Genomic DNA, 25,527 nt, shown 5'->3' with positions numbered 1-25,527 from the left:
GCCCCATCCTCTGCAAGTTTCCTCAGTGACCCTAACGGTTCAGGACCGGGCTGGAAATGCCCGCCGCTCTTCAAGACAGGATATGAAAACGCCGGCGGATTTCGGCGTCTTGTTCCGGGGTGAGATATTCGGGGTAATGCGTGCGCAACACCTCTTGAGCGGCGCGCCGTGCGGATGACCACGCATCCATCGCGCCATCGGTTTGCCAGGTGCGGGGTTCCTGACGATCGGCGAGTTTCGGATAGAAATAGTCTCGTTCCATGGCTTCATAGGTTTGCTCGCTGCCCAGAAAATGCCCATCTCCCAGAACCGAATGGCATATGGCGTCAAAGCCAAGATTCGCTTCGGTGACCTCGATCCCGCGCAAGACACGATACGTGTGCGAGTGCATTTCGTTGTCGAGAACGAAGGCCTCGAAGCTGACCCCGAGCAGAGATGCCGTCATGCCCGAGCTTTCATAGATCAGATTGCCTCCTGCCAGCGCTGCCGCCAGCGACGTGATGCCTTTTTCTGCCCCATGCTGGGCGTCGATGGCCTTGGCATCGGCCATCGAGGCGGCCACACCCGACGGCAAACCCAGCCAGTTCGTGATTTGCGCCGACGCTGCATTCAGGATTGCGGTCTCGCCGCTGCCCCCTGCGAAAGAGCCGGTCCTGAGATCCACGATGAAGGGCCAGTTGGAAAAGACCATCGGAAAGCCGGGTTTGATCGCATTGACCATCACGAGACTGGCCAGCGTTTCGGCCAGTGATTGCGCCAGAAATCCGGCCAGAGTTGCCGGGGCGGTTGCGCCCGCCTGCGCGGCCGTGATGCAGGACATCGGTATGTTATGGGCGATGCATTCATAAACCACGTCCACGGCATCCTCGCCATATCGCATTGGCGAAATGATCGGGCTTATATGGGCTTTCAGGAAGGGGCGTTTGGCGAATTCCCCGACACCTCCGGCGACGATGTCCAGCATCTCGACGATCGGGCCGACATGTTCCGCCAACGTGAAAGACGTTGCCATTGGCTTGGTTGTGTTGCGTACCAATGCGTAAACGGTGTTGACGTCCAGATCGAACACATCCGGGACGTCGGTCGCCACGCAGCACCGGGTAAACCAACTGACGTTGGCCAGAGTGTCCTGTAGCCGGGTGAAATCATGCAGATCGGCTAGGGTGGAGGGGCGATAAAGCCCACTGTTGATATCAAGGGTCTGAACCGCAGCACCGCCAGTGCCAAAATACACGCGGTCGCCACCCACCTCGATGGATCGTTTTTCATCCCGGCCATGAAAGGTAAAGCTCTTCGCGGCCGAGTCGATGGCCTGTTTCACCATTGAACGGGGAAAAATCAGCCGGTTCTGTTCCCGATCCTGGGCACCCGCTGCCCTGAGGTCGAAGGCCAGCCTGACCGGCACGTCTCCCATCCCCAGCTCTTCCAGCAAACGCAGCGCCGTGTCATAGATTTTCTCGATTTCCAAAAGGCTCAAGGGCTTGAATGCCCCGCCTTTCTGACCGGGCGGGCAAGGATCAATGACGGGTTTGGCCGCACGCTGTGCATGCCGTGCTTTGCGTCCGCTTCGTTTGATGATGTCGGATGGCATGTGTTTTCGTCACCTTGCGTTTTCCTGCACCGTAGGACCCAAGTTGTCCCGGTATCAAAGAAGAAGTGCCGTTTTCAGAATCCGAAATCGCGGTTTCGATTTTCCGGCACCCGCATCTGCCCTGTTGTCTGCCCATCCCGTTATTCAGCAAGACTGGTGCCGAAGTTGAAGGAGCAATGCCATGAAGTCGCGTACCAGAGCCGTTGTGATAGGGGGCGGGATCGCCGGATGTTCGACGCTCTACCACCTGACCCGGGAAGGGTGGACCGATGTGGTTTTGGTCGAACGGAATGAACTGACCTCGGGCACGACATGGCATTCGGCGGCGCAGGTCACCAATTTCGGCATGAACCAGACGATGGTCGGCCTGAAATCTCATTCGATCCGTCTGTACAAGGAACTGGCCGACGATCCGGATTACCCTATCAACTATCACCACGCAGACGGTGGGATCCGTCTGGCCAACACCGAAGGGCAGATGCAGGGCTATCGTCACTTTGCGTCCATGGCGCGGGGGATGGACGTGCATTTCGAGGTGATAGACGCGGATGAATGTGCCCGGAGACACCCGTTGATTTCGACCGATAATCTCATCGGTGGGCTTTGGGATCCGCTGGACGGCGACATCGATCCGGCGCAATTGTGCCAGGCCCTTGCGCGCCGGGCACGCAAGGCGGGCGCCGAGGTGTATCGAAATACGCCGGTGACCGCGCTGACACAGCACAACGATGACACCTGGACCGTGCATACCGAGCACGGGGATATCGACTGTGATGTAGTCGTCAACGCCTGCGGCTACAGGGTCAACGAAGTCGGCGCCATGATGGGTGTTCATCATCCCGTGTCGTCCATGGAACATCAGTATTTCCTGACCGAAGAAATCGAGGCCATCCGGGATGCCGGACACCGAATGCCGCTGCTGCGCTGCCCGATTAGCGATTACTATTGCCGGCAGGAAAAGAACGGCCTGTTGCTTGGGTTCTACGAGCAGGGGTGCAAAACCTGGGGTATGGACGGGATTGATCCGAACTTCGTGAACGCATTGTGCCCGGATGATCTGGACCGGGTAACCGATGTGCTGGAAGGGGCCTTTGCGCGCATGCCCGCCTTGATGGAGGTTGGTATTCACACCGTGGTCAACGGACCGATCACCTACACCATTGATGGCGCCCCATTGGTCGGTCCAATCCCGGGCAAGCGCAACGCGTACTGTATCATTGGACTGCGGGCAGGGCTGGGTGAAGGTGGCGGTCACGGATGGTTGCTGGCACAGCAGATCGTGCATGGCGAGGCATGTTATGACACGTGGTGCCTCGACCCGCGGAGGTTTTCGGGTCATGCCAATGTGGAACTCACCGCGCTCAAGGCGATTGAAGATTATCAGAACGAATTCAGGTTCCACTTTCCGCATGAACATCGCCCCGCGGGCCGACCCGCCAAGACGACCCCTCTGACGCCTGTTCTGGCATCCGAAGGGGCCGAGTTCACTGTGGTCAACGGATGGGAAAGGGTGGACTATTTCAAACCCGATCCCGATTTCTCGCCGACGCTCAGTTTCGATTTTGACGAAACCTTCGATTTGGTGGCCGCCGAAGTCGAAAGCATTCGAACCGGCGTTGGGCTTGCAGAGGTAAACGGGTTCAACCGCATCGAGATCACAGGATCGGACAGGCACGCATTCCTGGATCGGTTGTTTTGCGGGCTTGTTCCTCGGCGTGAGGGGCATGTCGGGTTGGGATACCTGTTGAATCACTACGGTATGATCAAGGCAGAAGCGACGATTGCCAATCTGCCCGCCTGCGACAGGGGGCCGGCCCGCGTTTGGTATGGTTCCGCCGCGGCAAGCGAGTTTCACGACATGGATTGGTTGCGCCTGCATCTGCGCAGCGATGAGGACGTTCAGTTGCGCAGCCTGACAAATGATCAGACCATTCTGGTTCTGGCTGGCCCGAAGTCGCGTTCTGTCTTGTCAGCCTGCGCCAGAGGAGATTGGGCGGCAGATGCGTTCCCGTGGCTCAGCGTGCGCGAGTGCTTTGTCGGTATTGCTCCGGCGACGGTCATGAACCTCAGTTTCTCGGGCGAGTTGGCCTATGAAATCCATGTTCCCAACGCCTCGCTCTATGCGGCCTATCTTGCCTTGCGCGAGGCCGGCGAAACGCATGGGCTGAAACTGTTCGGTGCCAGGGCCGTTGAATCCATGCGCATGGAGAAGAGCTTTTTGCACTGGAAAGCCGATCTGATCACCGAATTTGATCCTTTTGAAACCGGCTTGGATCGGTTCGTCCGACTGGAAAAGGGCGCCTTCGTGGGGCGTGATGCCTTGTTGAAACGGAAATCGGATGGACCACGACGCAAGCTGGTCCCCTTGCGCATCGATTCATCCCTTGGCCCCGCGCATCCCGGCGCATCACTGATGCAGGATGATACTGTCGTTGGCACCATCACGTCGGGCGAATGGGGGTATCGCACGGAGCTAAATCTGGCGCACGCTTTCATTCATCCGTCCCTGGCGAAGATTGGCCGCGAAATGGAGCTGGACAGCTGCGGGAAACGGATTGGTGCGACGGTTATCAGCCCAAGCCCGTACGACCCTGATTTTGTGCGGATGAAAGCCTAGAATCGACCCTTTCGATCAACATCTTCATTGCCGCATGGGCAAAACTCTGCTTCGCTAGTTTCGAACAAATCGAAACAATGGTCGGTTGCCGTGTCCAAATCTCTGAGTCTTCGATGGCTGGAAGTGTTTCAGCTGATCGCCAAATCCGGATCGATTCAGCAAGTCGCATCAGAAACAGACTTGTCGATCAGCACGGTTTCGAACCACCTGCGCAGCCTCGAACGCGCGTTGGGTATTGAATTGGTCGACCATGGGCGCCGCCCGATGGGCCTGACGCCGGCGGGCGAGGTGTTTGCCCGCTATGTGCGTGAGGGTCTGACTGTGCTGAAACGCGGTGAGGCCGAGATACGAACGGGAAACTGGCAGCATGCGACGGATCTGCGGCTGGCTTTGATCGATGATTTCGACAACCAGATCGCGCCCGACCTTGTTCGTTTTCTGGCGCAGGCTCTGCCGCGGTGCAATTTCCGCCATTTCACGCGCCCAAGCCACGAAATTCTTGCCAAACTTCAGGAACACAAGCTTGACGTGGGCGTCGCCACACGACCGCTGGGTCGTACCGAGGGGCTGATCGAATACCCGTTGATGAGAGACCCCTTCATCGTCGTGGTTCCCAACAAGTTTGAAGGGTCCCCGGACGAGCTGTTCAACCCGGATGCCGACCTGCCATTGTTGAGGTATTCGCGTGACTATGTGATCGGCAAGCAGATTGAAACTCAACTGGCCCGAAGCAAGTTCAGCCTGCCCAACCGGTTTGAACTGGAGTGCAACCAATCCATCATCGGCCTGGTCGCGCAGGGCAGTGGCTGGGCAATCACGACGGCGGCGTGCTTTCACCGAACGCAGAGGTTTCACAACAGCGTAAAGGCCATGCCTTTTCCCGGCAGCAACTTCGTTCGCACAGTATCGCTGTTTACAACCGAAGTATACCCGGCAACAACGTCGGTGCTGATCCAGAAGGCCATGAGCAAATTGATACGTCAGCATTTCACAAGACCGATGTGTGCCCGGCACAATTGGCTGAAGAATGAGTTCCGCACCATGGAGATAGAGGGCGTCTAGCCCAATCTGACCGGGGTGCCGAACGGCTGATGGTTTAGGGCGGATGCTCGCAGGGCTTAAACTGGACTTGCCGTGTTGGTGTTTCGGGAAACCGGGCCGATGATCGAATTGCGGTCTGTGCTGGTCCGGGTTCTTTCTGACGGGGTGTCGAATTCGTCTCGCCTCGGGCTCAAAGCGCTTCTAGTCTTTGAAGGACAGGCAATCACGTCAACAGGAAGCCAAATGAGCTGGATCAGAACCATCCCATTCGAGCAGGCCACAGGCAGGCTGAAGAAACTCTATGACCGCGTCACGGGCCCGGGCAACAATGTGGACAATATCATGATGGCGCATTCGTTGCGGCCGCATTCGATGGAAGGGCACATGGCGATCTACAAGGCAGTGCTGCATCACTCGGGCAACAAGATACCGAAGTGGTTCCTCGAGGTGCTGGGTGTGTGGGTCAGTTCTCTGAACCGATGCGGATATTGCGTCGAACATCATTTCGCAGGGTTGCAGCGGTTGCTGGACAACGAAGAACGGGGAAACGCGATCCGGGCCGCGATCGAAGCCCGCGATCCGGCCGCCGCGCCATTGGATGCAGCGCAGGTGGCGGCCATGACCTATGCGCGCAAACTGACCGAGGATCCGGGCGATCTGGTCGAAGCGGATGTGACGGCGCTGCGCACGGCAGGGTGGGATGATGGAGAAATCCTCGAGATCAATCAGGTCTGTTCCTACTTCTCTTATGCGAACCGCACGGTTCTGGGGCTGGGATGTTCGACGGAAGGCGACGAATTGGGTCTGTCGCCCAACAACTCTGACAACCCTGACGATTGGGGGCATAGATGAAGCCTGAAACAAGGGGATCAGCGACCCGGTGCGCCAAACGGGCGCCAGCCTCGGCCATGTTGGCCGAGGTCGATTAGACGATCCTATTGAGGATTTAGGCAAGGGCCGCTCGGGCACAGCTTGAAAAACGGCGTTTGTATCGGAACCTTGTATCCAGTGCGGAATATATGGGTTTTTGAGGCATCAATTTGACCCCAATCAAAGCGCATCCGTGGCCTTTCTGCTAGCTCCTTTCCGGGACAACAGAAAAGGAAAGATTTCATGGAAGCCATTGCTCGGGTCGAAACAAATTCAACTCAGGTCAAGACCAGGCCGACGCCGGTTGCAGAGGTCGCAGAGCCCAGCCCTGAAAAGATCCGGCAGGCGTTTGAAAGCGGCAAGTACCCCTATGGCCGCAAGATGGCGCGGTCGGTGTACGAAGAACAGAAGGCCAAGCTTCAGGCAGAGTTGCTGAAGGTTCAGTTGTGGGCGCAGGAAACCGGGCAGCGTTTCGTTCTGCTGTTCGAAGGGCGCGATGCTGCCGGCAAGGGCGGTACGATAAAGCGGTTTATGGAGCACCTCAATCCGCGTCAGGCCCGGGTCGTGGCCTTGAATAAACCCACTTGGGAAGAAAAGGGGCAGTGGTATTACCAGCGCTATATTCAGGAACTGCCAACAGTTGGCGAAATGGTGTTCTACGACCGGTCCTGGTACAACCGCGCCGGTGTCGAGCGGGTGATGGGCTTCTGCTCTCCCAATGAATATCTGGAATTCATGCGGCAGACGCCAGAGTTGGAGCGGATGCTGGTACGTTCGGGCATCCAGCTTTACAAATACTGGTTCTCGGTCACGCAGGAAGAACAGCAGCGTCGTTTCAAAAGTCGCGAGACGGATCCTCTGAAACAGTGGAAATTGTCACCGATTGACAAGGCCAGCCTCAGCAAGTGGGACGATTATACCGAAGCAAAAGAGGCCATGTTCTTTTACACCGATACCGCGGACGCGCCGTGGACGATCATCAAGTCGAATGACAAGAAACGCGCGCGGCTGAATTGTATGCGCCATTTCCTGTCGACGCTGGACTATCCGGGCAAGGATCACGACATTGTGGGTGAGCCCGATCCGTTGATCGTGGGGCAGGCGCATCACGTGATTCACCGCTCCGAGCATATTCTGGGTACAGCACTGCATCCGGACGCTCGTTAATCACGCCGGTGCCCGCCTGGACTGCGCAAGCGGGCACCGAAGTATCATGTTGACATTTTAGCGATCATCTCTTGTCTCGCGCCAAGCCCGCGCATATGGCTGGTGCGATGACAAAAGTGATGACATATCCGGCCCACTTTCGGGCAATTGCCGTGCTTGGCCTGCCGTTGATCGGTGGCCATCTGGCGCAGTTTGCCATCGGCCTGACCGACACCGTCATGCTGGGCTGGTACGGGGTCGAGGCGCTGGCGGCGGTTACACTGGCCAGCAGCTATTATTTCGTTCTGTTTTTGTTTGGTGCAGGCTTTGGCTGGGCCGTCATGCCGATGGTTGCCACCGCCGCAGCAGAAGGGGACGAAACCAGCATTCGCCGCTCGACGCGCATGGGGCTGTGGTTGTCACTTCTGTACGCTGCGGTGGTCATGCCGTTGTTGTGGTGGTCCAATCCGATCCTGATCGCCATGAAACAAGAGCCGCATATCGCTGAAACCGCGTCGGAATATTTGCGTGTTGCCGGTTGGGGGTTGTTTCCGGCGCTCATCGTGATGGTGTTGAAATCCTACCTTGCGGCTCTGGAGCGAACTCAGATCGTGCTGTGGATCACGGTTACGGCGGCGGTTGTGAACGGGTTTACCAACTATGCGCTGATCTTTGGCAATTGGGGCGCGCCGGAACTGGGCGTGATGGGCGCTGCGATCGCTTCGATCGCGACGCAGGTCGTTTCTCTGGTCGCGGTTGTCGTCTATGTGGTCCGGACCTTGCCGGAACACAGCCTGTTCCAGCGCTTCTGGCGTCCGGATTGGGAAATGTTCATCAGCGTGTGGAAACTGGGCGTGCCCATTGGCCTGACCACCCTGGCCGAGGTGTCGCTGTTTGCAACATCCGCCGTGATGATGGGCTGGCTGGGTCAGGTCCCGCTGGCCGCGCACGGGATCGCCCTGAATCTGGCGTCGGCCACATTCATGGTGCACCTGGGGCTGTCAAATGCGGCCACCATCCGGGCCGGCAACGCGTTGGGCCGCCGGGACAAGGCGCATCTGGAGAAAGGTGCGATTGCCGTGACGGGCATGTCGCTGGTCATGTCCGTCGTGACCGTCATCCTGTTCCTGACATATGCCGAGCCGCTGATTTCCCTGTTCATGGAGGCCGATGATCCGCAGCGCGGACAAATTCTGGCAATCGGGACAGGATTGCTGGCCATGGCTGCCCTGTTCCAACTGGTCGACGGGGCGCAGGTGATTGCGCTGGGACTGCTGCGTGGTTTGCAGGATGCCAAGATACCGATGGTTATGGCGGCGCTCAGCTATTGGGTGGTGGGAATTCCGGCGTCCTACTATTTCGGCTTCGTCCGTCAGATGGATGGCATCGGTGTCTGGCTGGGACTGGTGCTTGGCCTGGCCTTCGCGGCGGTGCTGCTGATGGCCCGGTTCTGGATGCATTCGGTGCGGCAGATGCAGGCGCCAGCGGAACCTGCCTAGTCTTTGCTCAACCGGTCGGCCTTTTTCCGAACCAGAACCGTGCGCAGATCGTGCATCGCCATCAGCAACCTGTCGGTTACATCCTCAAGCTGTTCGTCGCTTGCCTTGGACTGCGCCCATTGCGTTGTCAGATTCAGATAGTCGACAGCGCGGTGAATGTCGTCGATGTCGCGCTGGGCCAGTACGGCCCGGCGCTCGTCCATCCATTGGGCGATCTCTGCCTGATCCCGTTCGGACAAAACCCGTTGGCCGTGCGGCTTGACCTCACCGTTGCGGATGTTGATGACGGCGATCTGGTCCATCTCGATCCGGCGCTGGCGGTTTTCCGTATCGATCCGAAACACCGCGGCCCCGTTTTCACGGATACGAAAATAATATTCGGGCAGGTCGGCAGACATGTTTACCTCAGAGATGCACAAAAGCGCTGTATACGAGCGCAAGCTTCGGTCAGGGCTGCATCGGACGTCGCATAGCTGACCCGGAAGTTGGGTGACAGGCCGAAGGCCGCGCCAAACACGACGGCGACATCCGCCTCTTCCAGCAGGGCCGTGGCAAAGGCTTCATCGTTTTCGATGACGGTTCCCGCGGGTGTCGTTTTGCCAATCAGCCCGGCGATCGAGGGGTAGACATAAAACGCGCCCTCGGGTGTCGGGCAGGTTATGCCGTCAATCTCGTCCAACATGCGCACCACCAGATCACGGCGGCGTTTGAACGTTTCATTGTTCGGCGTCAGAAAATCCTGTGTTCCGTTCAGCGCTTCCACCGCCGCCCACTGGCTGATCGAGCAGGGGTTCGAGGTGGATTGCGACTGGATCTTGCGCATCGCCGAGATGAGTTCGACCGGACCGGCCGCATAACCGATGCGCCAGCCGGTCATGGCGTAGGCTTTCGAAACACCGTTGCAGGTGAGCGTCCTGTCATACAGGCCGGGCTCCACCTCGGCAGGCGTGCAGAATTCAAACCCGTCATAGGCCAGGTGTTCATACATGTCGTCCGACATGATCCAAACATGCGGATGGCGCATCAGAACATCGGTGAGGGCCTTGAGCTCATCCCGGCTGTACCCTGCGCCTGTCGGGTTCGAGGGCGAGTTGAAGATGAACCACTTTGTCCTTGGGGTGATGGCGGCTTCCAGTTGTTCTGCCGTCAGCTTGAAGCTGTTGGCCAGCGTCGTTTCAACAACAACCGGCGTTCCACCTGCCAGCAAAACCATGTCGGGGTAGCTTACCCAATATGGCGCGTGGATGATCACCTCGTCACCGTCATTCATTGTTGCCATCAAGGCGTTGTACAGCGTCTGCTTTCCGCCCGTTCCAACCGAGATCTGCGCGGGCGTGTAGTCAAGCCCGTGATCGCGCTTCATCTTGGCGCAAACCGCCTGCTTCAGTTCCGGAATGCCGTCCGGTGCGGTGTACTTGGTTTTTCCGGCTGCAATCGCTGCAACGGCGGCGTCCTTGATGTTTTGCGGGGTGTCGAAATCCGGCTCACCCGCGCTCAGGCCGATCACGTCGCGCCCGGCGGCTTTCAACTCGGCGGCCTTGGCTGTCATGGCGATCGTGGGCGATGGTTTAACGCGTGACAGTGTCGCAGACAGGAAACTCATGGATGGCCTCGGTTTGTATGTTCAACCCGACTGTCATAGGGTGCGCCGGAATGACGATCAAGCCGAATGGACAATGTGAATTGGAGACCCCGATGAATGATGAAAAAGACTGGTATGGACCTGAGTCTGCGACATTCGGGGACCGTCTGGCAGGCGCGCGCGAAGCGGCCGGAATGACCCAGGCAGAGCTGGCGCGCCGCCTTGGGGTCAAGAAGACGACGATTGTCGATTGGGAAAACGATCTGTCCGAGCCGCGTGCGAACCGGTTGTCGATGATGGCGGGGCTGGTCAATGTCTCGATCATGTGGCTGCTGACCGGTGAGGGCGATGGCATGGATGCCCCGGTGGAAGAGGGCGAAGGTGGAATGGAACTGTCGACCGCGGTGGCCGAACTGCGCGCCATCCGAGGAGAGATGCGGGTTTGCGCTGAACGTGCGGCGCGTCTGGAAAAGAAAATGCGTCTGATGCTGGAGCAGAAGAATTGAGTGAACCCCGGGACGTACGCATCAAGCGAATGAAAATGCGATCCATGCGGCGCGGGATCAAAGAGATGGACATTATCCTGTCCGCTTATGCCGATCGCAACCTGGCAGATATGGATGCCGCCGGGCTGGATGTCTTTGACGCGCTGCTGCACGAAAACGATCAGGACCTTTATCAATGGGTCACAGGTCAGGTGCAGCCGCCGGCGCAGTTTGCCAGTCTGATTTCAAACATCGCGCAGACCTTTCAGAAATAAGAAAATACCGGCTTAACCGATTTTTCGGACTTTCAGGTCATCGTGTCTCAAACAGCACGACTGAATCGGAGGGTCGGATGAGTATGGAAATGCAGGTCTCCGGGCTTGAAGCCAAGGGGTTCATGACCAGCTATCTTGAGGCACTGGCCCTGGTGGAGCGGCTGCATCGGTTGCTGCTGGATGTCATCAAGGATGAATTCGAGCGCGTCGGCGTGCTGGAAATCAACGCGGTTCAGGCGCTGCTGCTGTTCAATATCGGCGATCACGAAGTGACGGCGGGCGAGCTGAAAAGCCGCGGCTACTATCAGGGCAGCAATGTCAGCTACAACCTCAAGAAGCTGGTTGAGATGGGGTATATGCACCACCAGAGATGCGAGATTGACCGCCGCTCTGTCCGCGTACGTCTGACACCACGAGGCAGGGAAATCCGCAATATCGTGTCCGACCTGTTTGCGCGTCACGCCGAAGGATTGCAAAGCAGGGGCGTGTTGGAGTTGGAAGGTATCGAAGACATCACCACGTCACTGCGCCGGGTGGAGCGATATTGGACCGACCAGATCCGATACATCTACTGACCGGGGTTGTGTGTCGCGCAGAACCAAAACCGTCCTGCACTGATGCACAGGCCTGGCGGCCTTGTTCAAATGCCGGTCCAGAGAACAGGCCCGCAAAAGCAGCACTCAGGCGCGGATTTATTGCGGGTCTTCATCAAGCGCACCAATCTGCAAACCGCTCAATTCCCGTTTCAGCTTTTTCCGCATGGCCCGTTCGAAATCTTCGAACCCCTGAGCGACCTCCAAAAAGGCACCGGGACCATGCAGAACATTGTTTTCAAAAAACGGGATCAGAAAAAGTTCGCCTTCAAAATCCGCCGCGTTGATCACGAGGCCATTGACCACCACATTCTGGAACGCGAAGTGACGATAGGCTATTTGCGGCCCATAGCCATCGTTGTTTGAACCATCTCCGGACAGGTCAATCGTTTGAAACAAGCAGTCGGGTGCCTGGTTCATCAAGGTAGACCCGTAAGCCAGGGCATAGCCCATGGCGGTCGCTGATCCGGAATCTGATCTCACAGAGGCACTTATCTGACCGGAGGCGAAAAGCAGGTCGGCAACATCTTCTATCAGCAACCAATTCAAAATGACGTGCTGGGTGGAACGACCGCTCCATTCATAAACAGCCAAAGCAACCGGCATGGGAGAGGAGAAAAAGGCCTCCTGCACTTCGGGTGCGATCAGCGCAGCCGCCAAACCCTGCCGTTGCAGCAAGTCCTCGGCCTCATCGACCGACACTGAAATGTCCATGGCCAATGCAAGGGCCAGACGACACGTCTCGGCCTTGATCGGGCTGGCCAGCGCGGCCAACCCAAGCGTTATGACCCACCGGATCACCAGTGGCCAACGCTTTCCATGCTGGCCCAGGGTTCCTTCGGCTCCAACGCATCGCCGTTCTGCAAAAGCTCGATCGAGATATTGTCGGGTGAGCGTACAAAGGCCATGCGACCGTCACGCGGAGGGCGATTGATCGTGACGCCATTGTCCTGAAGGTGCTGGCAAACCTCGTAGATATTGTCGACGCCGTATGCGAGGTGACCGAAATGGCGGCTGTCGCTGGGAAGGCGGTCATCACCGTCCCAGTTGTAGGTCAGCTCGATCGGCGCATCCTCCTGCCCCGGAGGCGCCATGAAAATCAGTGAAAACCGCCCGGCTTCGCTGTCATAGCGGCGTGTTTCCTTCAGGCCCAGAAGCTTGTAAAACGCCATGGACTTTTCCAGATCCTTCACGCGGACCATGGTGTGAAGATATGTCAGCGCCATTTTGGTCATCCTTTTCGACTCAGTTTTCAAAGAGCTTAGCGCGCCGACCTAGCGTGTCGAGACCGCTGGGTCTGGCGAACTGAATTTTGCGTGGGTTGCGGCATATATCGCGGTTTCGATGTTGCGGTTGGCGAGATATAGTAGGGGGCGACTCATTGCCAGAAAGGAAAACTTGATGCCGCTGTCCGCTGACCAACAGGCCGAGATCGAAGCGCAACGTGCCCAATCGCATCCCACTCGTCGCGTCGTTTCAGCGGGAATGGAAGATCACCTGTACACCGCGCATCAGGTTCTGGATCACGGCTTTGTCCGCGTGATTGATTATATGGGCGATGATGCGGCCATCTGTCAGGCCGCGCGTGTGTCTTACGGCAAGGGAACCAAATCGGTTCAGAATGACGAAGGTCTGATCCGGTACCTGATGCGGCACTGGCATTCGACCCCTTTCGAAATGTGCGAGGTCAAACTGCATGTGAAGCTGCCGGTCTTCGTGGCGCGGCAATGGATTCGGCACCGTACGGCCAATGTAAATGAATACTCGGCGCGGTATTCGATTCTGGATCGTGAGTTCTATATTCCCGCACCCGAACATGTGGCCGCCCAATCAGAGGTGAACAATCAAGGCCGTGGCTCTACTCTGGAAAGTGAAGAGGCCGCGCGTGTTCTGGACATCCTCAAGGCCGACAGCGCCCGGTGCTATGACAATTACGAGTCGATGATCAGCCAGGACGGGCAGCAGGGGCTGGCACGTGAACTGGCCCGGATGAACCTGCCCGCAAACATCTATACGCAGTGGTATTGGAAGGTCGACCTGCACAACCTGTTCCATTTTCTGCGGCTGCGCGCTGACCCTCATGCTCAATATGAAATCCGCGTTTACGCTGATACGATGTGCAAGATTGTCGCCGACTGGGTGCCCTTTGCCTATAAAGCGTTCGAGGATTACCGTCTTGGGGCCGTCAACCTGTCGGCTCAGATGGTTGAAAGCCTGCGCCGCATGCTGGCGGGTGAGGACGTCACGCAGGAAAGCTCGGGCATGACGGCTCGGGAGTGGCGCGAATTCGAAGAGATCATTCGCAAATAGTATTCGAATTGCCGGGCGCTAATTTCTTTGGATTGTCGTGCCAAGGGGCCCATCGCCTAAGCAGTGTGTGGGCTTTTGCGACGCATGCACGGTGACCTGAAACCGGAACGAAGGGCGTCGCAACGTGCCAGCGTCGCCCCGAGCACACAATGAAGCCTGGGAAGTCCGGTTTGCGGGCGGGGCTGGGATCTGTTCGCAGGAACCCGGGGTATCCGACACCACTGCAACGGATATACACCATCGACGCCGCGCAAATGAACAATCCGCGCGCGGGTAATGGAACAGGCCCGGTAGGGGGTGGTTGACGGCCGGAAATTGGCCGCCATCCTTAATGGATTCATCCCGCGATCAGCGGGGATGTCGTTACAACGGCTTCAATTCCGCAGCCATTTGTCGGCCGTCGCGTCCGTCCTGCAACTCGTACGAGACTTTCTGATTGTCTGCGAGTCCGGTGAGGCCGGACCGTTCTACGGCCGAGATATGTACAAACACATCTTTGCCCCCTTCATCAGGGGCAATAAAACCATAACCTTTAGTGGTATTGAACCATTTCACGGTGCCGGTTGGCATGTCCCGTGTCTCCTTCTACTTGCGCATTGTCCCACAAATTGGTGGGGGCTGTGGTCAGCGTCACCACAAAAAAAGACTGTTTGGCACTTTCTGAACAGTCCGTTTCGTGTGTTTCGCCTTTTTCAGCATTGCACGGTGAAGTAAAAAATCAAGAATAACCGCCGGAAACTGGCAAGTTTGCCTAAAATGCAATCAAATGCAGGAGCAGTAAAAACATGCGCCTTTATGGATTGAAAACCTGTGACACCTGTCGCAAAGCATTGAAAACATTGCCAGACGCAGAGTTCGTGGATGTCCGCAGCGACGGCGTGCCGGATGCTGTGCTGTCGCAGGCTCTTGCTGACTTCGGCGACGCTTTGCTCAACACCAGGTCAGCGACATGGCGCGGATTGGATGACAACCAGCGCGCGAAAGCACCTTTGGAGCTTTTGAAACAGCATCCCACCCTGATGAAGCGCCCGTTGATCGAGAAAGGCGGAGAGCTGTTTCTCGGCTGGACTGCGGAAACACGCACGCAGCTTGGTATTTCTTAAGGAATGCTTATGTGCCTGCAAGCAACAGTGAGGACGTTAAATGCGTAATGCCGCCATGATCTTGGGCGTTATTGCCGGGCTGATCGGGATGATCGTCGGGTTTTTCGGGTATGCGAAGGTGGTCGTCATCGATCACGTCGGCGAGATAGACGGCGTTCTGAGGCAGGTGGACAACCCTGACCTGATTCAGGCTGTTTCGATCATTGCACCTTTGTTGGCCATTGCCGGGGGCGCGATGGCGCCCGCGCGCGCCCTTGTTGCCGGGATCCTGCTGCTGATTTCAGCGGCGGCGATGTATTATGCATTCGGATTTGGTGTCTTCACCATGTTCCCGATTGCATTTGCCGGGGTTGCCGGGGTGCTTGGGCTGGCAGCGGGTAAACCGGACCAGCCCAAAGCGCATTTCTAGGTCATTTCAGACGCAGAATCCGATCAAGTGAGATGGGCCCCGCACCGTTGATCACGATCACCAGCATCAGGAACGTCCACATCGTGCGCTGATCCATAATGGATGGCGCTGCGTCGAACAGGCTGCCCAGTTTCACGCCATGGCCAGTAACATCGACCAGAGTCTGCACCCAGATGAAACCAATCATGCCCAAGGCCGCCAGGCGGGTGAACAGACCGACAAGCAGCAGCGCAGGAAGGACGAATTCTGCAACCGTGCCCAAGAAAATGACGATACGTTGGAAGAACGTCATTTGGGATACGTCGTAAAGGACGGCTTCGGCGGCTTTGGGGAAAATCTGACCGAAGGCACCTGCCGAAGGTGAAAAGATCGAGCCGTCGATCTTCAGCATTGCCGAGTTCCAGTAATAGACCAGAAGGACAGCGACAAAGACCAGCCGCGCCAGCGTGGGTGTAAGCCAGTTGGACGCAAGGTCCACCTTTCCCAGAACGTTGTTGTGAAGTGAGATCAGGGCAGTCATGTCTCCAGCCTTTCGATAGTCACAGAAGTTATTGCACCGCCCTGCAAAAGCAGTGCCAGAGTGGTTCCAAGGTCAAATTCAGGTTGCGCCGTCGCGGTTTTCTCAAACGCTTCGCCGATCATGTCGCCACCTTGCATATAGGCGATCCAATCGGCGCCGCCGGCGGGCAGCAATTGGGCAACCGGGTCGAATTCCGGGCGTGTGATCAATACATCCTCGGCTTGGGCAACCGGTTTCGGCGCGTCGGATTCGGTGTTGAAGCGCCAGATCGCGTGAATGGGCCAGTCCGAGCGCACCACCCGCATGGCCGGGGCAAAACGCAACCGGGCCCGCATGACCTGTTCGGGGTCTGCGGCCAGTGCGTCTTCCGGGGCGGGTTGGCTGTCGGCGGCGTGGTACGACTTGCGCAACGCAAGTTCCAGCCGCGCCACATCCGGCAGGTACCCAAGATGCGAAAGCTGCTGCATTCCAGCCAGAAAATCGGGAAAGGCTTCACCATAGAACATCATCAGAGGTGATGATGGCGGGTGCTGGCGCAGAAATATCCCGGCCAGCCCATCCATGTTCTGCGGCCCCAGCAACTTGGTGATGACTGGAAACGCCTGATGCATCGCCTCGGTCAAGGACACGGCGATATTGTTGCGATAGACGCTGAACCGACGACCGGCTGGCTGCGCCTGGGCGTCCAGTAAACCTTCGGGGACAGGGGCTGACGCATCCATCATGGCTGCGCGAAATTCGGATTGCGAAACGCTCATGCCGGGATCCGTTCCAGGGCGGTCTGCGCGCGAACGGCCTCTTCTCGCAAAACGGGCCAGTCGGGGACGTCGGTGTCCCATTCGACCAGGACGGGTTTCGGCCCCGTGCGTTCCAGCACGTAATCCAACAGCGCCCAAACCGGGTCGACCACTTCACGCCCGTGGCTGTCGATCAGCAGCGGATGGCCGTGATCGTCTTCATCTTCGTCATGGCCGCCAAGGTGAATTTCCCTCACTTTTTCAAGTGGGTAGGCATCGATGTAACCCTGAGGAGAGAAATCCAGATTGGTGGCAGAGACAAAGACGTTGTTGACATCCAGCAACAAGCCACATCCGGTACGACGTGCAATTTCGCGCAGGAAGTCGGGCTCGGACCAGGTGCTTTCCTCAAAAGCCAAATAGCTTGAGGGGTTTTCCAACAGCATCTGCCGTCCAACGGTGTCCTGAACCTGATCGATATGATCGCAAACGCGTGTCAGTGTTGCGTCGGTATAGGGCAGGGGCAGCAGGTCGTTGTAGAAATGGGTGTCATGGGTGGACCAGGCCAGGTGTTCGGAAAAGCTGGCAGGGTTCAGCCAGCCTACCAGATGTTTCAGCCGGGCCAGGTGATCAGGGTCCAGCGCGCCTTCGCCGCCGATGGACAGGCCAACGCCATGGACCGAGATCGGGAATTGTTCGGAAAGATGGCGCAGCTGCGCCAGAGGCCGCCCGCCATCGCCCATATAGTTCTCCGCATGAATTTCCAGCCATGCGACGGGCTGCGCGTGTTCAAGTATCTGAGCGAAGTGTTGCGGCTTGTAACCTACGCCCGGAGCTGCGGGCAGGCGGTTCGACCTGTGGGCATCATCCAACATGGGCCAGTTCCTTGATCACGAAAGGGAAGGGGCGGGCGATGGTGCCCGCCCCCTGAATTCGTCAGGCCGTTCTTATGCCGGCAGGTCGCGATCCTGAGCTTCCAACGAGCCTTTGCGCGGGGTGCCGTCTGCCTGTGCTGGCAGTTCGATATCCGCGCAGGTGCCTGCATCGACCAGGGTCCATGCGTTGCCTTGATAATCAACGGTCGAGGTGCCCGCGCAGGTGGTGCCGGGGCCAGCGGCGCAGTCGTTCTGACCGGCCAGCGATACGCCATAGCATTTTTCTTTTGCCTGAGCGGATGCAGTGGTTGCGGCGCCCGATACGGCGGCTGCGACTGCGGTTGCGATAACCAGGGACTTGGCTGTGTTCGACATCTCGGTAATCCTCTTGATGACTGGGTATGTCTGCTTGTGACAATGACAAAGGTAGTAGCTTGGTGGACAGAGTTGAATTCACGAGCCCGTGTCTCACAAGCACGTCAGGGGGCGGCGTGCCCTCTTGCAGCGTAATGCATTGTTTTTGATGAAGAAAGGGGGGAATGTTTCAATCTGGCCCCAAATCGGGGGCCAGATTTCTTGCGATTTCCTGCCGATTGTTACAGCAAATCCGGTGGGGTGGCTGCCTGCGACAGCTCGTTTGTTACAACGTCAAGCGGTTGTACCTGCGTCTGTTTTTCACCCAGACGCCGGACACTGACAGTACGGTCTTCAACTTCGCGATGGCCGACGGCCAGAATGACCGGAACTTTGCCGACCGAGTGTTCACGAACCTTGTAGTTGATCTTTTCGTTGCGAATGTCGGCTTCGGCCCGCACACCGGCGCCGCGCAGCGTTTCGACCACTTCGGCGACATAGCCATCCGCATCGGAGGTAATGGACGCAACCACGACCTGACGCGGCGCAAGCCAGAAGGGCAGCTTGCCGGCGTGTTCTTCGATCAGGATACCGATGAAACGCTCGAACGAGCCCAGCGTCGCGCGATGCAGCATGACGGGGCGGTGCTTGCCGCCGTCGGCGCCGATATAGGTGGCATCAAGGCGTTCGGGCAGCACGAAGTCAACCTGGTGCGTGCCGCATTGCCAATCGCGACCGATCGCATCCGTCAGAACAAATTCCAGCTTGGGACCATAAAAGGCGCCTTCACCGGGGTTGAGCTCCGGCTCGATCCCGGCAGCACGTGTCGCGCTGAGCAACGCGGCTTCGGCTTTGTCCCAGACTTCATCCGACCCCGACCGTTTCTCGGGGCGATCCGAGAATTTGACCGAGAAGTTCTCGAATCCCAGATCCTTGTAGATCCGGGACAGGAACCGGATGAACTCTGCGGTTTCTGACTCGATCTGGTCTTCGGTGCAGAAGATGTGCCCATCGTCCTGGGTAAAGCCGCGCACACGCATGATACCGTGCAGCGCACCTGACGGCTCATAGCGGTTGCAAGACCCGAACTCGGCCATGCGCAGCGGCAGGTCACGATAGGATTTCAGGCCCTGATTGAAAATCTGCACATGGCAGGGGCAGTTCATCGGCTTGAGCGCGTTGATCGCCTTTTCGCGGGCATGTTCCTCGTCCACTTCGACGATGAACATGTTTTCCTGATACTTGTCCCAATGGCCCGATGCTTCCCACAGTTTGCGGTCTACAACCTGCGGCGTGTTGACCTCGACATAGCCGCCGTTGCGCTGCTGACGGCGCATGTAGTCCTGCAACTGGGTGTAGATCGTCCAGCCATTGGGGTGCCAGAAAATCTGGCCGGGGGCCTCTTCCTGCATGTGGAACAGGTCCATCTCGCGGCCCAGCTTGCGGTGGTCGCGCTTGGCGGCCTCTTCCAGCATATGCAGGTGCGCTTTCAGCTTTTCCTTTCCGGTGAAGGCCACACCATAGATACGCTGCAACATCGCACGGTCGCTGTCGCCACGCCAATAGGCGCCGGCGATGGACATCAGCTTGAACGCATCCCCCGGAACCTGCCCGGTATGTTGCAGGTGCGGACCTCGGCACAGATCCTGCCAGTGCCCGTGCCAGTACATGCGCAGCGGCTCGTTGCCGGGAATAGCCTCGATCAGCTCGACCTTGTAGGGCTCGTTGTTGGCCTTGTAGAACTCGATCGCCCGCTCGCGGTCCCAGACCTCGGTGGTGACGGGATCACGCTTGTTGATGATCTCTTTCATCTTTTTCTCGATGAGGCCGAGATCTTCCGGCGTGAACGGCTCTTCGCGGTCGAAGTCATAATACCAGCCGTTTTCGATGACAGGGCCGATGGTGACCTTGGTGGCGGGCCAGATCTCCTGAACCGCGCGCGCCATGATATGGGCCAGATCGTGGCGGATCAGCTCATTGGCCTGGGCCTCATCCTTTATGGTGTGGATGGCGATCTGCGCGTCGGATTCGATGGGCCATTGCAGGTCCCAGTGCTGGCCGTCAACGGTGGCCGAGATGGCCTTTTTGGCCAGCGAGGTTGAGATGTCGGCAGCCACCTGCGCGGGCGTGACGCCTGCGGCGTAGGTGCGTGCATTGCCATCGGGAAAGGTGAGAGAGACGGATTGAGAATCCAGGGCCATATCGGCTCTCCTCGTCGGTTTGGCGCCCACTGAACGCCCGGTTGCGGGTTATGTGTGTTCGGCCCATGTGGCAGGTGCAACAATTACTGTCAAGTGTCGCAAGGTGCGTAGCTGACGCAACGGGAAATCGAATTCCGGAATTGCGACCATCGTGCTGCCGTGCATGATGTTGCCTAAAGAGAAAGAGGATTTCATGGCAGCGACGGATTTTCTGGAGACGCCGCAGGGGCGGCGACTGGCTTATCACAAGACCGAAGGGGCAGGACCGACCATCGTTTTTCTGGGCGGGCTCAAATCGGACATGGAAGGCACCAAGGCCGTGCATCTGGAAGCCTGGGCACAGGCGCGGGGGCAATCGTTCTTGCGGTTCGATTATTCCGGCCACGGCGAAAGCTCGGGCGCGTTCACCGAGGGCTGTATCGGTGACTGGCATCAGGACACATTGGCTGCGGTAAAGGCATTGACGGACGGACCTTTGATCGTGGTTGGCTCATCAATGGGGGGATGGCAGGCATTGCTGCTGGCCAAAGTCATGCCCGAGCGAATTGCAGGCATGGTGACAATCGCCGCCGCGCCGGATTTCACCGAGGACGGGTATTGGGCTTCGTTCAGCGACGAACAAAAAGCTGCGCTGGACACTGTCGGCCATGTCGAGCTGCCGTCCGACTATATGGAACCCTATATCATCACCAAGCGCATGATCGAAGACGGACGCCAGAATTTGGTTCTGCGGGGCGCACTGGATCTGCCGTTCCCGGTTCGTTTCCTGCAAGGCACCGCAGACACGGCAGTTTCGACCGAAACAGCCGTGCGGCTGCTGGAACATGCTGCGGGCCCTGACATGCGGCTGCTGTTGGTCAAGGGGGCCGATCATCGCTTCTCGGACGAGAAGTGCCTGCGTCTGATCAAGACCGCGGTTCTTGACGTGTTGGGAGAAGCCTGATGCGGCGCTTTGGTTGGTTTCTGGGGCGCGCTCTTCTAGCGCTGGTTGTTCTTGGCGGCCTGGTCTTCTGGTTCGGCCCGCGCGAGGAAGTGAACCTGCACCCGACCTTTGACTCTCGGAAATTTGGTGAAGGTGTTCAGGTTTATTTTGAAAGCACCGAGTCCGCCTATGATGACATCGTTCCGGGTGTCGAAAAACGCGTGATCTGGCAGGACGGGTTCAAGGAACAGCGCACGCCGTATTCTGTTCTGTACATCCACGGTTTTTCAGCAAGTTCCGAGGAAATCCGCCCTGTTCCTGATCTGGTGGCTGACGCTTTGGGCGCCAATCTGGTCTACACGCGGTTGCAAGGTCACGGTCGGGATGGGCCAGCGATGGCCGAGGGTACGGCCTCGGGCTGGATGCAGGATACCGCAGAAGGGCTGGCAGCGGCGCGCGCGGTCGGGGAAAAGGTGATCGTTATTTCCACCTCGACCGGAGGAACGCTGGCGGCGGCCGCTGCGTTGGATGCCGACCTCAGCCAGGATGTGGTCGGCATGGTTTTTGTCTCGCCGAACTTTGGTGTGAATACCGTCGCGGCGTGGGTGCCTTCATTGCCATGGGCAAGAAGCTGGTTGCCTGTTTTGATGGGGCAAGAACGCGATGTGTCAGGGCCGGACCCAGAGAAGAACAGGTACTGGACGTCGGTCTACCCGTGGGAAGCCGTCGTGCCGATGTCCGTGCTGGTGGATACGGTCTATGCGCTGGATTTCTCTGAGGCCCTGATACCCGCCTTGTTCTGGTTTTCGGATGATGATCAGGTTGTGCGGCCGGACCGGACGCACAAGGTTGCCGAGGCCTGGGGCGCTCCGGCAACGGTCAGGCTGGTGACAATGGGGCCGGGTGACGATCCGTCTTCACATGTTATCGCGGGGCGGTTGATGTCGCCGGGTCAAACCGATGCCGCCGTTGCTGGCATTCTGGAGTGGCTGAAGGGCTTGGGGGTGGAATAAACCCTGATTGATCGGATAAAAAGGATGCAAGATGCGTAAGCCGGGCAGCATGTGGAGCCTTGAGACCCTGGGTCGTGTCCGCTTGTCCCGGCATTTCTTCATGCGCGATTTTCTGTATTCGGAAATCGGCAACTTCCACCAAAAGCAGAATATTCCGGACAACCCGGATCTGGCGATCGAAACAGGCCGCGCGTTTTGCGAAACCCTTCTTGACCCATTGGAAGAGACATTTGGCCGGGTCGCGGTCAGGTCGGGTTATCGTTCATCGTCCTTGAACCGGTTTGGCAATGAAAACAAGCTGAACTGCGCCCGAAACGATCACCCGCTGGAATGCCACATCTGGGATCGCGGGGAAGGGGATGCGCGGATTGCCGGGGCATCCATCGTTATCCCGTGGTTCGCGGATCAATATGCGCAGGGCCGGGACTGGCGGGATCTGGCGTGGTGGATGCACGATCATCTGGAGTATTCCGAAATCTGGTTCTTCCCCAAGCTCTGTGCGTTCAATCTTGTGTGGCGGCCCAAGCCGCATCGCCGGATCGACAGCTATATTGCTCCGCGTGGGTGTCTGTTGAGGCCCGGCGCTGAACCCGGTGAAGACCTTGCGACGCGGCAAGCCCGTTACGCCGATTTTCCGGCATTTCGCACCATCGCCTACCCGTGAAGTTTTCCTTGCCCGGCTGCGGCAAAACTCTCATCCTGACAACAACTGGAAGGACTCGGAAAACCGAGCAGATGGAGCCCCCGCGTGAACGAACCGCTGGTGTTGTTGCCTGGGTTGATGTGTGATGCCCGGCTGTTTCGACCTCAGATCGAGGTGTTGTCACGGTCACGGCCCGTCACTGTTGCACCTGTTTCCGGAGGCGAGCGAATTGAAGAGATCGCCTCGGGGCTGTTGGATCAGCTTCCACATCGGTTTGCATTGGCCGGGCAGAGCATGGGTGGTGTGGTGGGGCTGGAACTGATCCGGCGGGCACCGGAACGGGTGACGCGCTTGTGCCTGATGTCGACGGACGCACAGGCGGACACGCCTCAGATCGCGGCCAGTCGCGAGGACCTGATCATCGGGGCCTTGGGTGGGCGGCTGGAAGAGGTCATGCGCCAACTGGTCGGCACCGATACTTTGGCGCCGGGGCCCAGGCGAATCCCCATTCTGAATGATCTTTTGGCAATGGCGAATGATCTGGGCGCCGAAGCTTTTGTGCGCCAAATGCGTGCCTTGCAGCGCCGACCCGACCAACAGGGATCGTTGCGCCGCATCAAAGTCCCCACTTTGATCATGTGCGGTGCCCATGACACGCTTACCCCGGTCAAACGGCACTCTTTCATGTCTGACCTGATACCGGAATCTGCGTTGGAGATCGTCGAAAACGCCGGACATCTGCTACCGCTTGAAGCGCCCGATGCCGTGAACAAAGCCTTGGAAACCTGGCTGAATATCCCGCAAAGGTTTGTCTAAGGGTAAAGAGCCGCCCGCTCGTCTTTCGAAATGACATTCGGTACGACCGCAGGATCGCCGGTCTCGGGGTCGAAAAACGGCGTTTTCTTCCACCGTCCTGACAGGCGCGATTGCAGGGCGCGGCGCAAAAGGCCAAACGCCGCAAACCTGACCTTTTCATGTCTTTGTTTTCCATCGGGTCTAGGGACAAACCCACGGGTTGTGACCGGCCCCAATGCGGAAACATCACCAGTAATCCTGCCGACGATAAACCCTGCAAAGGGCAAACGTGCAGTCTGGGGCGTCGTCGCCAGCGGGGCGTTGCAGCAGCTGGCATACCATCGCAGCATACCATTTGGGCTGAGCTTCATGGCGGAAAGGAATTGGCCTCCGGCGGTGATTTCGATTTCATCCGGTGCCATCTGGAAGATGTCGACCGGGCCGGGCGCCGGGTCGGGCTGCCCGAAATACAGCTGCGCCGCGCGGCAGTCATGACAGAAACACTCGACATGGGTTCCAAGCCGAACACCCTGGTCCGAGATTTGACCCTTCAACTGGCCGCAGGTGCAGGAAAAGGCGAGGCCACTATGTGCCGGCCCGCCCATGTTCATCAGGCGACCTTGTTGGTGTTCGCTGCGCGGCGACGTTTCTTGCGGCTGTTTTCGTTCATGAAATCAATCACAAGCGGGCGAATGTTGTCGCGCCAGCTGCGGCCCGCGAAAATGCCGTAATGGCCCGCGCCGGGTTCTACGTGGCTGGCCTTTTTGCTGTCTGGCAAGCCGGTGCACAGGTCCAGGGCAGCAATACATTGACCGGGCGCCGAGATATCGTCATTCGCACCTTCGACCGATTTCACGGCGACATCGGTGATTTTGCCGATATCCACCTTGTGGCCGGCGACAACAAATTCGTTGCGTGCGATCTCGCGGTTTTTGAAGACGCGTTCGACTGTTGACAGATAGAACTCGGCCGTCATGTCCATCACCGCAAGATATTCGTCATAGAAACGGTTATGCGCATCCAAGTCCGAGGCTTCGTTGCGGATAACACGCTGAATCTGATCGGAAAACGCCTTGGAGTGGCGATCGGCGTTCATCGACATGAACGAGGCCAGTTGCAGCAGGCCGGGATAGACCATACGCCCGACACCTTTGTACTTGAATCCGACCCGTTGAATCATGGTTTCTTCCAGCTGACCCATCGTCACACGGCGTCCAAAGTCGGTGACGTCGGTCGGGGTCGCGTCCGGGTCCACCGGCCCGCCAATCAGTGTCAGAGTGCTGGGTTGAGCCTTGGGCTCGACCTCGGCCAGATAAGCGGTGGCCGCCAGTGTCAGGGGGGCGGGCTGACAAACCGCCACGACATGCGTGTCCGGCCCCAGTTCCTTCATGAAATCTACAAGGTAGAGCGTGTAGTCTTCGACATCGAACTTGCCGGCAGACACAGGAATATCGCGCGCATTATGCCAATCGGTGATGTAAACTTCGCAATTGACCAGCAGGCTTTTGACGGTCGAGCGCAGCAGCGTGGCGTAATGGCCGGACATGGGCGCAACCAGCAGGACCTTGCGCGGTTGTTCTTCCCGGCCGTTGACACGGAAATGAACCAGATCGCCGAAGGAGCGTTCCAGAACTGTCGTGATCTCGACCAGATGGTCCTTTCCATCCTCGCAGGTGAAAGTTCGAATACCCCAGTCAGGTTTGACGATCATTCGCTGGAAGGTTCGTTCGGTAACTTCGCCCCAGGCAGCCATCCAGCTGAACGCCGGGTTGGGTGTCATGGAAAACAGCGGGTAGGACGCCATCGCGCTTGCGGTTGCACCAAGCCACTGGTTGGTGTTACGCATGGACTCCATCAGGTCGTAAGTCATCATATAGCGCATAAATGGGGCCTCCTGAGTGTCATCCTGAGAGTTTGGACCATTCGTCGCTTTGCCCCCCAGCACC

Annotated in this window: 28 protein-coding genes; 15 read left to right on the top strand and 13 right to left on the bottom strand. The window is 58.0% G+C overall.

Going from position 1 to position 25,527, the window contains the following annotated elements:
• Window positions 1-70 precede the first annotated feature (70 nt).
• Entirely contained in the window at window positions 71-1,591 is a 1,521-nt protein-coding gene (locus GS620_RS10830; protein WP_171615807.1) for a trimethylamine methyltransferase family protein, read from the bottom strand.
• A gap of 181 nt (window positions 1,592-1,772) precedes the next feature.
• Between GS620_RS10830 and GS620_RS10825 the strand changes: the two genes are divergently transcribed.
• The 5 genes from GS620_RS10825 to GS620_RS10805 all read left to right on the top strand — a co-directional run bounded on the left by GS620_RS10825 (window position 1,773) and on the right by GS620_RS10805 (window position 8,764).
• Window positions 1,773-4,208 carry an FAD-dependent oxidoreductase gene (locus GS620_RS10825; RefSeq protein WP_171615805.1) on the top strand — a complete coding sequence of 812 codons (2,436 nt, stop codon included), beginning with the start codon at window positions 1,773-1,775 and terminating at the stop codon, window positions 4,206-4,208.
• Between the two features lie 90 nt (window positions 4,209-4,298).
• Window positions 4,299-5,270: a LysR family transcriptional regulator gene (locus GS620_RS10820; RefSeq protein ID WP_171615803.1), complete on the top strand. Its 972-nt coding sequence runs from the start codon at window positions 4,299-4,301 to the stop codon at window positions 5,268-5,270.
• A gap of 222 nt (window positions 5,271-5,492) precedes the next feature.
• Window positions 5,493-6,101: a carboxymuconolactone decarboxylase family protein gene (locus tag GS620_RS10815; protein ID WP_171327772.1), complete on the top strand. Its 609-nt coding sequence runs from the start codon at window positions 5,493-5,495 to the stop codon at window positions 6,099-6,101.
• 261 nt (window positions 6,102-6,362) lie between these two features.
• Window positions 6,363-7,286 (top strand): polyphosphate kinase 2, encoded by a 924-nt coding sequence (ppk2, locus tag GS620_RS10810; RefSeq protein WP_171205518.1) that lies wholly within the window; start codon window positions 6,363-6,365, stop codon window positions 7,284-7,286.
• A gap of 119 nt (window positions 7,287-7,405) precedes the next feature.
• Window positions 7,406-8,764, top strand: coding sequence for an MATE family efflux transporter (locus GS620_RS10805; protein ID WP_371809376.1), 1,359 nt, complete (start codon window positions 7,406-7,408; stop codon window positions 8,762-8,764).
• On the opposite strand, the gene GS620_RS10800 is transcribed toward GS620_RS10805, so the two are convergent.
• Together GS620_RS10800 and GS620_RS10795 are read right to left on the bottom strand one after the other, a co-directional pair.
• Window positions 8,761-9,162 (bottom strand): hypothetical protein, encoded by a 402-nt coding sequence (locus GS620_RS10800; RefSeq protein ID WP_170343830.1) that lies wholly within the window; start codon window positions 9,160-9,162, stop codon window positions 8,761-8,763. The genes GS620_RS10805 and GS620_RS10800 overlap by 4 nt on opposite strands.
• Before the next feature lie 2 nt (window positions 9,163-9,164).
• Window positions 9,165-10,367, bottom strand: coding sequence for a pyridoxal phosphate-dependent aminotransferase (locus GS620_RS10795; RefSeq protein WP_171615801.1), 1,203 nt, complete (start codon window positions 10,365-10,367; stop codon window positions 9,165-9,167).
• Window positions 10,368-10,459: 92 nt separating this feature from the next.
• On the opposite strand from GS620_RS10795, the gene GS620_RS10790 reads away from it, so the two are divergent.
• The 3 genes from GS620_RS10790 (at window position 10,460) to GS620_RS10780 (ending at window position 11,681) form a co-directional block, all read left to right on the top strand.
• Complete coding sequence (locus GS620_RS10790) at window positions 10,460-10,852, top strand: helix-turn-helix domain-containing protein (RefSeq protein ID WP_171115209.1); 393 nt, start codon at window positions 10,460-10,462, stop codon at window positions 10,850-10,852.
• A gap of 29 nt (window positions 10,853-10,881) precedes the next feature.
• On the top strand, window positions 10,882-11,106 hold the full coding sequence (locus GS620_RS10785) for a succinate dehydrogenase assembly factor 2 (protein WP_170344713.1): 225 nt from the start codon (window positions 10,882-10,884) through the stop codon (window positions 11,104-11,106).
• A gap of 77 nt (window positions 11,107-11,183) precedes the next feature.
• Window positions 11,184-11,681, top strand: coding sequence for a MarR family winged helix-turn-helix transcriptional regulator (locus GS620_RS10780; protein WP_371807722.1), 498 nt, complete (start codon window positions 11,184-11,186; stop codon window positions 11,679-11,681).
• 117 nt (window positions 11,682-11,798) lie between these two features.
• Here the strand turns inward: GS620_RS10780 and GS620_RS10775 are convergent, their stop codons facing one another.
• A complete protein-coding gene (locus GS620_RS10775) occupies window positions 11,799-12,500 on the bottom strand; it encodes a DUF1194 domain-containing protein (RefSeq protein WP_171615799.1) in 702 nt (233 codons plus the stop codon).
• A complete protein-coding gene (locus GS620_RS10770) occupies window positions 12,497-12,925 on the bottom strand; it encodes a VOC family protein (protein WP_171167477.1) in 429 nt (142 codons plus the stop codon). Before GS620_RS10770 ends, GS620_RS10775 begins: the two co-directional genes overlap by 4 nt.
• Window positions 12,926-13,100: 175 nt before the next feature.
• Here GS620_RS10770 and thyX point away from each other — a divergent pair, with 175 nt between their 5' ends.
• Entirely contained in the window at window positions 13,101-14,009 is a 909-nt protein-coding gene (gene thyX / locus GS620_RS10765) for an FAD-dependent thymidylate synthase (protein ID WP_171615797.1), read from the top strand.
• Between the two features lie 363 nt (window positions 14,010-14,372).
• Here thyX and GS620_RS10760 read toward each other — a convergent pair whose 3' ends face one another.
• On the bottom strand, window positions 14,373-14,579 hold the full coding sequence (locus tag GS620_RS10760) for a cold-shock protein (protein ID WP_152458488.1): 207 nt from the start codon (window positions 14,577-14,579) through the stop codon (window positions 14,373-14,375).
• A gap of 215 nt (window positions 14,580-14,794) precedes the next feature.
• Between GS620_RS10760 and GS620_RS10755 the strand changes: the two genes are divergently transcribed.
• Together GS620_RS10755 and GS620_RS10750 are read left to right on the top strand one after the other, a co-directional pair.
• Window positions 14,795-15,112, top strand: a complete 318-nt coding sequence (locus GS620_RS10755; protein ID WP_152458487.1) for an ArsC/Spx/MgsR family protein — start codon at window positions 14,795-14,797, stop codon at window positions 15,110-15,112.
• Between the two features lie 40 nt (window positions 15,113-15,152).
• The gene (locus GS620_RS10750; protein WP_152458486.1) at window positions 15,153-15,521 is read left to right on the top strand and encodes a hypothetical protein; all 369 of its coding nucleotides are present in this window, start codon (window positions 15,153-15,155) and stop codon (window positions 15,519-15,521) included.
• A gap of 1 nt (window position 15,522) precedes the next feature.
• Here GS620_RS10750 and GS620_RS10745 read toward each other — a convergent pair whose 3' ends face one another.
• The 5 genes from GS620_RS10745 to thrS all read right to left on the bottom strand — a co-directional run bounded on the left by GS620_RS10745 (window position 15,523) and on the right by thrS (window position 20,208).
• Window positions 15,523-16,041, bottom strand: a complete 519-nt coding sequence (locus tag GS620_RS10745) for a DoxX family protein (protein WP_170343838.1) — start codon at window positions 16,039-16,041, stop codon at window positions 15,523-15,525.
• Window positions 16,038-16,799, bottom strand: coding sequence for a DNA-binding domain-containing protein (locus GS620_RS10740; RefSeq protein WP_171615795.1), 762 nt, complete (start codon window positions 16,797-16,799; stop codon window positions 16,038-16,040). The genes GS620_RS10745 and GS620_RS10740 overlap by 4 nt, the downstream gene beginning before the upstream one ends.
• Window positions 16,796-17,653, bottom strand: coding sequence for a DUF692 family multinuclear iron-containing protein (locus GS620_RS10735; RefSeq protein ID WP_171615793.1), 858 nt, complete (start codon window positions 17,651-17,653; stop codon window positions 16,796-16,798). Before GS620_RS10735 ends, GS620_RS10740 begins: the two co-directional genes overlap by 4 nt.
• A 72-nt stretch (window positions 17,654-17,725) precedes the next feature.
• Window positions 17,726-18,028: a DUF2282 domain-containing protein gene (locus GS620_RS10730; RefSeq protein ID WP_170343841.1), complete on the bottom strand. Its 303-nt coding sequence runs from the start codon at window positions 18,026-18,028 to the stop codon at window positions 17,726-17,728.
• Between the two features lie 221 nt (window positions 18,029-18,249).
• The gene (thrS, locus tag GS620_RS10725; protein WP_171615791.1) at window positions 18,250-20,208 is read right to left on the bottom strand and encodes a threonine--tRNA ligase; all 1,959 of its coding nucleotides are present in this window, start codon (window positions 20,206-20,208) and stop codon (window positions 18,250-18,252) included.
• 193 nt (window positions 20,209-20,401) lie between these two features.
• Here thrS and GS620_RS10720 point away from each other — a divergent pair, with 193 nt between their 5' ends.
• The 4 genes from GS620_RS10720 (at window position 20,402) to GS620_RS10705 (ending at window position 23,602) form a co-directional block, all read left to right on the top strand.
• A complete protein-coding gene (locus GS620_RS10720) occupies window positions 20,402-21,151 on the top strand; it encodes an alpha/beta fold hydrolase (RefSeq protein ID WP_171615789.1) in 750 nt (249 codons plus the stop codon).
• The gene (locus GS620_RS10715; protein WP_171615787.1) at window positions 21,151-22,143 is read left to right on the top strand and encodes a carboxylesterase; all 993 of its coding nucleotides are present in this window, start codon (window positions 21,151-21,153) and stop codon (window positions 22,141-22,143) included. Before GS620_RS10720 ends, GS620_RS10715 begins: the two co-directional genes overlap by 1 nt.
• 49 nt (window positions 22,144-22,192) lie before the next feature.
• Window positions 22,193-22,807 (top strand): hypothetical protein, encoded by a 615-nt coding sequence (locus GS620_RS10710; protein WP_171363043.1) that lies wholly within the window; start codon window positions 22,193-22,195, stop codon window positions 22,805-22,807.
• 84 nt (window positions 22,808-22,891) lie between these two features.
• Window positions 22,892-23,602, top strand: coding sequence for an alpha/beta fold hydrolase (locus tag GS620_RS10705; protein ID WP_171615785.1), 711 nt, complete (start codon window positions 22,892-22,894; stop codon window positions 23,600-23,602).
• Here GS620_RS10705 and GS620_RS10700 read toward each other — a convergent pair.
• Together GS620_RS10700 and phaZ are read right to left on the bottom strand one after the other, a co-directional pair.
• Window positions 23,599-24,192, bottom strand: coding sequence for a DUF6151 family protein (locus GS620_RS10700; RefSeq protein ID WP_371809800.1), 594 nt, complete (start codon window positions 24,190-24,192; stop codon window positions 23,599-23,601). The two genes, GS620_RS10705 and GS620_RS10700, sit on opposite strands and share 4 nt — an antisense overlap.
• Window positions 24,192-25,463 carry a polyhydroxyalkanoate depolymerase gene (phaZ, locus tag GS620_RS10695; protein WP_171615783.1) on the bottom strand — a complete coding sequence of 424 codons (1,272 nt, stop codon included), beginning with the start codon at window positions 25,461-25,463 and terminating at the stop codon, window positions 24,192-24,194. Before phaZ ends, GS620_RS10700 begins: the two co-directional genes overlap by 1 nt.
• Window positions 25,464-25,527 lie beyond the last annotated feature (64 nt).

The sequence above is a fragment of the Ruegeria sp. HKCCD6428 genome, assembly GCF_013110595.1.
Classification (GTDB): domain Bacteria; phylum Pseudomonadota; class Alphaproteobacteria; order Rhodobacterales; family Rhodobacteraceae; genus Ruegeria.
The sequence above is the reverse complement of the archived record's forward strand: the minus strand, read 5'-3'. Positions and strand labels throughout refer to the sequence as shown.

Excerpts from the sequence above, each read along its gene's own strand:
- GS620_RS10830 (WP_171615807.1), bottom strand. The coding sequence starts at position 1,591 with ATGCCATCCGACATCATCAAACGAAGCGGACGCAAAGCACGGCATGCA.
- GS620_RS10825 (WP_171615805.1), top strand. The coding sequence starts at position 1,773 with ATGAAGTCGCGTACCAGAGCCGTTGTGATAGGGGGCGGGATCGCCGGA.
- GS620_RS10815 (WP_171327772.1), top strand. The coding sequence starts at position 5,493 with ATGAGCTGGATCAGAACCATCCCATTCGAGCAGGCCACAGGCAGGCTG.
- ppk2 (WP_171205518.1), top strand. The coding sequence starts at position 6,363 with ATGGAAGCCATTGCTCGGGTCGAAACAAATTCAACTCAGGTCAAGACC.
- GS620_RS10805 (WP_371809376.1), top strand. The coding sequence starts at position 7,406 with ATGACATATCCGGCCCACTTTCGGGCAATTGCCGTGCTTGGCCTGCCG.
- GS620_RS10800 (WP_170343830.1), bottom strand. The coding sequence starts at position 9,162 with ATGTCTGCCGACCTGCCCGAATATTATTTTCGTATCCGTGAAAACGGG.
- GS620_RS10795 (WP_171615801.1), bottom strand. The coding sequence starts at position 10,367 with ATGAGTTTCCTGTCTGCGACACTGTCACGCGTTAAACCATCGCCCACG.
- GS620_RS10790 (WP_171115209.1), top strand. The coding sequence starts at position 10,460 with ATGAATGATGAAAAAGACTGGTATGGACCTGAGTCTGCGACATTCGGG.
- GS620_RS10785 (WP_170344713.1), top strand. The coding sequence starts at position 10,882 with ATGAAAATGCGATCCATGCGGCGCGGGATCAAAGAGATGGACATTATC.
- GS620_RS10780 (WP_371807722.1), top strand. The coding sequence starts at position 11,184 with ATGAGTATGGAAATGCAGGTCTCCGGGCTTGAAGCCAAGGGGTTCATG.
- GS620_RS10770 (WP_171167477.1), bottom strand. The coding sequence starts at position 12,925 with ATGGCGCTGACATATCTTCACACCATGGTCCGCGTGAAGGATCTGGAA.
- thyX (WP_171615797.1), top strand. The coding sequence starts at position 13,101 with ATGCCGCTGTCCGCTGACCAACAGGCCGAGATCGAAGCGCAACGTGCC.
- GS620_RS10760 (WP_152458488.1), bottom strand. The coding sequence starts at position 14,579 with ATGCCAACCGGCACCGTGAAATGGTTCAATACCACTAAAGGTTATGGT.
- GS620_RS10755 (WP_152458487.1), top strand. The coding sequence starts at position 14,795 with ATGCGCCTTTATGGATTGAAAACCTGTGACACCTGTCGCAAAGCATTG.
- GS620_RS10750 (WP_152458486.1), top strand. The coding sequence starts at position 15,153 with ATGCGTAATGCCGCCATGATCTTGGGCGTTATTGCCGGGCTGATCGGG.
- GS620_RS10745 (WP_170343838.1), bottom strand. The coding sequence starts at position 16,041 with ATGACTGCCCTGATCTCACTTCACAACAACGTTCTGGGAAAGGTGGAC.
- GS620_RS10740 (WP_171615795.1), bottom strand. The coding sequence starts at position 16,799 with ATGAGCGTTTCGCAATCCGAATTTCGCGCAGCCATGATGGATGCGTCA.
- GS620_RS10735 (WP_171615793.1), bottom strand. The coding sequence starts at position 17,653 with ATGTTGGATGATGCCCACAGGTCGAACCGCCTGCCCGCAGCTCCGGGC.
- GS620_RS10730 (WP_170343841.1), bottom strand. The coding sequence starts at position 18,028 with ATGTCGAACACAGCCAAGTCCCTGGTTATCGCAACCGCAGTCGCAGCC.
- thrS (WP_171615791.1), bottom strand. The coding sequence starts at position 20,208 with ATGGCCCTGGATTCTCAATCCGTCTCTCTCACCTTTCCCGATGGCAAT.
- GS620_RS10720 (WP_171615789.1), top strand. The coding sequence starts at position 20,402 with ATGGCAGCGACGGATTTTCTGGAGACGCCGCAGGGGCGGCGACTGGCT.
- GS620_RS10715 (WP_171615787.1), top strand. The coding sequence starts at position 21,151 with ATGCGGCGCTTTGGTTGGTTTCTGGGGCGCGCTCTTCTAGCGCTGGTT.
- GS620_RS10710 (WP_171363043.1), top strand. The coding sequence starts at position 22,193 with ATGTGGAGCCTTGAGACCCTGGGTCGTGTCCGCTTGTCCCGGCATTTC.
- GS620_RS10700 (WP_371809800.1), bottom strand. The coding sequence starts at position 24,192 with ATGAACATGGGCGGGCCGGCACATAGTGGCCTCGCCTTTTCCTGCACC.
- phaZ (WP_171615783.1), bottom strand. The coding sequence starts at position 25,463 with ATGCGCTATATGATGACTTACGACCTGATGGAGTCCATGCGTAACACC.